This window comes from Paraburkholderia panacisoli (assembly GCF_008369935.1).
Taxonomy (GTDB): Bacteria; Pseudomonadota; Gammaproteobacteria; order Burkholderiales; family Burkholderiaceae; genus Paraburkholderia; species Paraburkholderia panacisoli.
Genome location: NZ_VTUZ01000012.1, coordinates 255,307 through 261,922, shown reverse-complemented (window position 1 = coordinate 261,922; position 6,616 = coordinate 255,307). Strand labels below are relative to the sequence as shown.

The following is a 6,616-nucleotide window of genomic DNA, read 5'->3' as shown; positions in this document are numbered from 1 at the left end:
GGTATTACGCCGTCCTTCAGATAGCGCCAAAGCGCGATCGCGAGACGTCGCGCCACCGCGACGATCGCGATCCGTCGGGCACGGCGGTTGGGCCCTGTGCCTTGGGTGCGCCGGTTGAACCACTGGGTGAGTGCGCTGCCGGGCTGATAGCGCAGCCAGGTCCACGCCATCTCGACCAGCAGCGCGCGTACGCGCCTGTTGCCTTGCTTGCTGATGCCCTGATCGGTCTGGCTCTCGCCGCTGTCATACGGCTGCGGCACCAGTCCGACACACGCGCCCACCTGGCGCCGGTTGTGGAAATCGCGCCAGTAGAGTTCGAGCGCGAGGCGTGAGGCGCTCACTTCGCCAACGCCCTTCAGGCGTGCCAGGGCATCGCTGCGTGCGCGCGAGGGTGCCGGCACGCTGGCCTGGCGGGTCTTTTCGAGTACAGCGAGCTGCTGCGCGACGAACGCGCGCCGTTCGCACTCGCGCAGCAGCCGCTCACGCAGTTCCGGCGGCAGGCGCGTGCCGTCGTGACACCGCACCTCGTCGCGGGCGAGCCGGTCGGCAAAAGCACGATGGGTGACGTCTTCCCAGCAGCCGAGCGTGGCCAGCAGCTTGCGCATGCGGTCGAGGTGCTGCAGCACTTCCTTCTGCAGCTGCCCGCGTTCGCGCATCAGGTGGCGCGACGCTTCATCCTGCGCGGACGGCACGTGAACCACGTGCATGCGGTCGCGCTCGCCGTGCAGCCATGCGCGCAGGTTGACGACGAGCTTGATCGCGTCAAGCCGGTCGGTCTTCGCACGCCGCTTGTGACGCTGGACCGGGATGCTCGCCGGATCCACGACGTAACACTCGATGCCGTGGGCCTGTAGCGCGCGCCAGATCCAGAACGCGTCCTGGCCGGCTTCGTAGCAGACGACGATGCGCACGCCCGCTGGCAGGGACCACCTGTCCCTGTGCTGGTCAATCAGCGCCAGCACGGCCTGCAGGCGCGCTGCGGCCTGCGGCTGGTCGACCGTGTGGACGGCTGGCCGCTCGCGCCGGCCGTCGTGCAGCGCGACCTTCCACTTCTTGGCCGCGAGCTCGAGTGAGACAGCTAGCACGATTTCGTCAGTACCCGACTGATATCCCTGGTCGTTGCCCATGATCATCTCCCCCTACAGTAGCCTCGCGAGCTGATTGTAGGCATCAGTCTCTCGCCGGGCCTGGATGCTCATAGAATCTTACTAATTCGGATGATCCTGAGGAGGCTACGGCTTCTTTGCGTCTTTATTCTGGCTGCCTTGCTTAACCGCCGCATTGCTGGCTCCCATCGCCGTAACGCCGGTGGTCGGCAAAACGAATTGTTCAGGACGGACTACTTACTGGCTGCCACTGGCTACAGGGGCCGATGCGGAACAATCTAACGAGTGCCGAGCGTTTGAGACAGAAAATGACGCGGACGGTGTCCAGCTTTTTTATCGACACCGTTGCCTAGTCGTTCTGTTGGACGTGAAGACTTGTTGCGCCCGATTGCGATGGCGGAAGCGTTGCTTCCGCGAAAGCACGGGCCTCATGGGTAATGCGCGTTCCGCAAAAGTAGATAATGGTTGCAAATGACGGCTGGCCATACGGCGACGGCTCTTACATGTCACGTGCAGTGCGCGAGATGCGAATTTGCGAAATTTGCGCATTTGGTCGGTCATTCCGATTTTCGCAAATCGGGCCGTTTTGCCAATCAAATCAAGGGGGCGCGGATCTGCGGTGGATGGCGACACATCCTTTAACGTGTTAAAAGTGGCGGCAGCTTTTATAGTTAATGTCAAAAGCTTGGAAGCGCACAGGCCACTTTTGTCGCCTCGCCAGATGATACAAGTGGGTGAAGTGCTTGACTCTGTCGCTGCTACAGGCAATGGACGAGGGCACGTGGGTCGTGCAAGAGCGACCGGCGGGTGGCCCGTTCACATGCGTCGTCTCACCCTGCGACGACGGGTGTGCCGGGATCGACTTCGTGACCATACCTCGTTCTCTTCGGTTTTTTGAAAGACGATGCTTTTCAACCGCCATTCAGTCGCCGCTCGTTCGGGAAGTCGCGTATCGTTGATATCGTGGCTGAGTATCGCGAAAAAGTACCGAGCGTGAAACTATGAACAAACATCGACTTTTCGGACCAAACTTGCAGCGCAGTTGCATCCTTATCGCGGCTTTCTATGAAAGGGGACTCGCTCGGGGCGACTGGACGACACAAGCGGGCGCTGTAGACACACTGGGCGTCAGTCCGGCAGAACTGTCGTTAGCGCTTAAAATGGATGAGCTGCCAGCCACGGTGATCGACTTGTTCAACGCGCCTGCTGAAATAACACCGTATTCGGTGCGGGTTATTCGCGATGTTATTGCGCGAGACGGTCTTGAGACAGTGCTTCAGCGAATCGAACAGCATGTTGCCGATGGCAGCAAGCTTTCAATGAGGGCGGTGCTTGCGACTGTAAAAGGACAAGTATCTCCGTCAAAACGCGCGTTGAGCCGGTACCCCAACATTGAAAAAAAAATCCTGAAAGAGACTGAGGATTCGCCGAGAAACATCGCCGATCGGTATCACCTCGGTGTTACCAAAGGACACTGGACCAGTTACAGCGGGTGTGCCCGCGCGCTCAACATTTCTCGAAAGAAGATACGCGATGCCGCGCACATCTGCGCGCTTTGGCTCAGCCTGCCAAATCTTTTCCATGAGGCTGAACTGACGTTCGCGGTCGGACGGAAACTTCTTGCGCTTGACAAAGATTGTGGCAGGCAAGTGCTACTGCAGCGCGCAAGGATCATACATTCACGAATGAGGGGCATAGAGACCACGTCCGAAACTATCCTCCGGGAGTTTAATGACGAAAACGTCCGCCCATCTGACCTTTCTTGTGTGCGCATCAGGCGGGGAAGGGGAACAAAACGGCTCATTATCGAGTGCGACCATGCGGACTTCCTCTTCCAATACCGTCGGGAATTAGAGTTCGCAATTCGCAGTGCTCTGAAAAAAATTACTGTTAGCTCCGAGCAGATCGAGTTCAATCGTCTATGGAGCAATCATCCATACTTCAAGACCTCGTTTCCTCGGTATTCCGTTACCTGACAAGCTGCACGCGCATAGCCTAGGCAGCGGGCATCAGGGCATCCAGCTTTTGAAAGGCCATCGCGCATCAACACCGTCCGGATATGGGGTGACCGTCGTCCCGACGGTGCGTCAGCATATCCCCCGCAATGCAAGATGATCGTCGAGATTTTCTCGCTCAGGCGTTGTATCCGGAGGCTGACACCTCCATTGAAGCTCTGCTTCTGAACACCGCGCTGGTTGCAATCCTACCGCCGATTCTCTCCAATCCCGCCTTCTTCGCGGGCGTCACATTCCTGCCCTCCGTTGGACTTACTAACCAATGCATAAGTAAGCGAACATAAATCGACACCATGGTCTAAGCTTAAAGGAGCTTGGGAGAGGCGTGATGCGCGAGGACGACGGCCGACAGCTTTCACATGTAACGCTGGAAGAGATGCGGATCCGCGCGGTCAAGCGAGTCGAAGCTGGCGAGTCGCCAGAGGACGTGATTCGCACGCTGGGCTTCTCGAGGCCGCGTATTTACGAGTGGTTGGCGGCGTGGCGCGAAGGAGGTATTGAAGCGTTACGAGCCAAGTCTATTCCGGGCCGGCCAATGAAGCTGTCGTCCGAAGCGATCCGCTTTGTGTATCAGACGGTCACAACGAAGAATCCGATGCAAATGAAGTTCGGGTTTGCGTTGTGGACGCGAGACACGGTGCGGCAGTTGATTCGCGAACGTTTCAACGTCAGGCTCTCCGAGGTATCGGTCGGTCGGCTGCTCAGGAAGCTCGGGCTTTCATCCCAGCGGCCGTTGGCGCGCGCCTACCAACGCGACCCAGAACTGGTCGAGTCATGGATGCGGGACGAATATCCGGCGATTGTCAGGCAGGCCAAACGCTGTGGGGCTCAGATTTTCTTCGTCGACGAATCGACGGTGCGCTCGGACTACCACAGCGGCACGACCTGGGCACCGATCGGTCAGACACCGGTGGTCGAAACCACCGGCGCGCGCTTCAAAGTGAACCTGATCTCGGCGATCAGCCCGCGTGGCCAACTCCGTTTCATGTGCTTTGAAGGCAGCTTCAAGATCCCGGTGTACGTTGATTTCGTCAGGCGACTGATACTTAACGCCGATGCTCCCGTCTTCCTGATCGCCGATGGTCATCCGGTTCATCATTGCAAAGCGATCCGCAAGCTTGCCGCAGAATCGGATAACCGCCTTTGTCTGTTCTTCCTGCCGGCTTACTCGCCGGACCTGAATCCGGATGAACTCGTATGGGGTTATCTCAAGCATCACAAGATCGGCAAGCTTGCTATCAAAGGTACCGGACATCTTAAGCAACGGGTTCGAGCAGTTCTGCGCTCGTTGCAGAGAATTCCGGCTTTGGTCCGATCCATGTTTTGTCATCCGTCAGTCCGTTACGCGGCGTGACGCATGTCCGGTTACTTTGTTTCGGCTTAATAAATTTGAGTTCCTGCGCGTCACAGCCGTCCCCTTGATGCCAGGTAACTCGACCAATGGCTAGCAGGCTCCAGATCTCCTTTTGTTGCGCCGTTACCTTGACTTCCAACTGCACAAGGCAAGCTCAAGGTATCGAAAACTGCAGCTAACGAAAGGAGAACAGATGGAAAAGGTTAAGGTGCTGCTTCCTTCAGCGGGCGAGGAGGCATTCAACATTGCTGCGTGCCCCGAGGGTCTAGCCATGGATTCTAGGCGGCTGGATTGTGATCGCGCCGGATGGATGGCGCAACGACGTCGGCTATGTTCTCCATTAGCAAAACATGTTGCATCGGTGCTCAAGGCGATGACCGACAGTGCGTTCGTTATACGCCGTGGAGTTGTGTTGGAACACGCGCCGGGCACACGCAGTCCCGTAACATGGATAGATTGTCTTGCTGTCTCCGCGTTCGGAGCATTCGCCATCGACCGATACGACTGGATGGGCACGGTAAAGAGATCAATGAATGCTGACGAGCTTCTTTTGCATGAAAAGCTTGGCGTTGTTTCCGTGCAGACATCTCCATTACGCAGAGCAAAGCCCGCACTGCGACACCTGCGCGTGACACTCGGCGCATACAATTGCCCCGTTGAAAGCATTGCCGTATTTTCTGCCTCGCACTGTGTGCTTGATCCCACGCTGCCGGAAGCTATCCTGCAAGGGGCTGAGCTGCACCATTTCATGCGAACTCGGTTAAAGCGCTATCGCGAAAACCATTCCCAATATCTTGATTCCGACCGAATCTCCGCGCATTTGCGATTGCGTTGTGCGGATTGGGGAAAGAGCTGAAGTTGCCAACCTGTTGCTTGGGCTGGAAGTCTCAGTCAATGCAGCCACGCGGACGTTTCGGGAACCCATGTGAAACCCGCAAAATCCGTGTGGCCGCCAGACTCCGGGCCCGGTGAGACGCCTGATGACGGTTCGGCCGCCGTAACACGAGTACGCGGTGAGCGACACCTGTCATTTCGTTGGACGAGGAAAGCCCCCCTCTTTTCCTTAGCTTTCTGCGTTGAACGTGGTGCGTAGGGGCGCTATAGTCACCTTACACACCGCGTTTTCAACGCATCGACTGGAACGAATCGCACGATTCAAGGAAGGCCTTTTCTCTCGCCATCAGCGTCTGATGCTGATCTGGACTCAGAAACTCGCTTGGAATCGTCGAGATTGTCACTTCTTTTTTCACCACCGGAAAATGGCAGTCTCTTCTGGAAAGACGCTTTTTTCGGATCATTCATCGTCATCGGGCGATTGGCTTTATAAGAAATCCATCAATCATTTAATAGTGGAGTAGCCATGAAATTAATAGATGTTGTAGTGTCCTATGAAGATGGGACTGTCCTTGCTGATCGTGCTTTACTGAGCCCCGAATCAGCGCAGGTGACGTTGCCGCCACGTTTAACGTCGCTAATAGAGATCCTTGATCAATTCGACCGAAGAAAATCATTCATTGCTGAATATGGCAGCGTTCGATTCGCGGTAAAGCACGATTCTGGGCGCGGGTATTTCATCGATTTTAATGCCGCTGTTCGTCGCGAGACGCTTTTTAACGTCAAGCGCCTCTTTTCTCAGTCCGCTGATCAGCGAAAACTTAACGGGCGATTTGCACATATGCTTAGCGCCTTTGCTTTAATTGGAGCCTGTCTTGAAGTTGCAACCACTCCCGCTCTGAGCGGGAAGTCCCTTGTTGAACCTGTCGCACTTTGCTTTTTGTCGATAGCACTTCTCGTTGTTGGGCATCGGTGCTTTGCTATTCAAAGCTTATGAACTTGTGCGCCGCAGTTGGTCGATACCTCAGCGGCGCAGCCGTGCAGATGGAAGGCAGCGGTGTCAGGCCAATCAATGGTCGCGATGCCGCGCCTTCCTCAGAGGTATTGCGGCGATCCTGCCGCATTGTGAGTCCTCGTTGCGATGCGCGAGAGTCTATCTGCGCGATCTTAGGATGGCCGCCAATTATCCGTTGCGGCGAGCTGACGTCGTCTCGCATGGGAGAAATGCCATTGGGCAAAGCGCAAGGCTTACCCACGAGAGAGAAGTATCGTCAGGGCCAGTCGGCGACTTGGCCGATACTCATTAC

At 56.5% G+C, this 6,616-nt stretch carries 5 protein-coding genes; 4 read left to right on the top strand and 1 reads right to left on the bottom strand.

The window, feature by feature from the left end; all coding sequences use genetic code 11:
• A partial coding sequence (locus FVF58_RS20190) for an IS110 family RNA-guided transposase (protein ID WP_188130869.1) occupies nucleotides 1-1,127 on the bottom strand: 1,127 nt, incomplete at its 3' end.
• A 980-nt stretch (nucleotides 1,128-2,107) separates the two neighbouring features.
• On the opposite strand from FVF58_RS20190, the gene FVF58_RS20185 reads away from it, so the two are divergent.
• From FVF58_RS20185 to FVF58_RS20170, 4 genes are all read left to right on the top strand, one after another.
• Nucleotides 2,108-3,082, top strand: a complete 975-nt coding sequence (locus FVF58_RS20185) for a hypothetical protein (RefSeq protein ID WP_149671635.1) — start codon at nucleotides 2,108-2,110, stop codon at nucleotides 3,080-3,082.
• Nucleotides 3,083-3,449: 367 nt separating this feature from the next.
• Nucleotides 3,450-4,475, top strand: coding sequence for an IS630 family transposase (locus FVF58_RS20180; RefSeq protein ID WP_149671634.1), 1,026 nt, complete (start codon nucleotides 3,450-3,452; stop codon nucleotides 4,473-4,475).
• A gap of 193 nt (nucleotides 4,476-4,668) precedes the next feature.
• Nucleotides 4,669-5,331, top strand: a complete 663-nt coding sequence (locus tag FVF58_RS20175; protein ID WP_149671633.1) for an NERD domain-containing protein — start codon at nucleotides 4,669-4,671, stop codon at nucleotides 5,329-5,331.
• Nucleotides 5,332-5,835: 504 nt separating this feature from the next.
• Nucleotides 5,836-6,306 carry a hypothetical protein gene (locus FVF58_RS20170; protein WP_149671632.1) on the top strand — a complete coding sequence of 157 codons (471 nt, stop codon included), beginning with the start codon at nucleotides 5,836-5,838 and terminating at the stop codon, nucleotides 6,304-6,306.
• Nucleotides 6,307-6,616 lie beyond the last annotated feature (310 nt).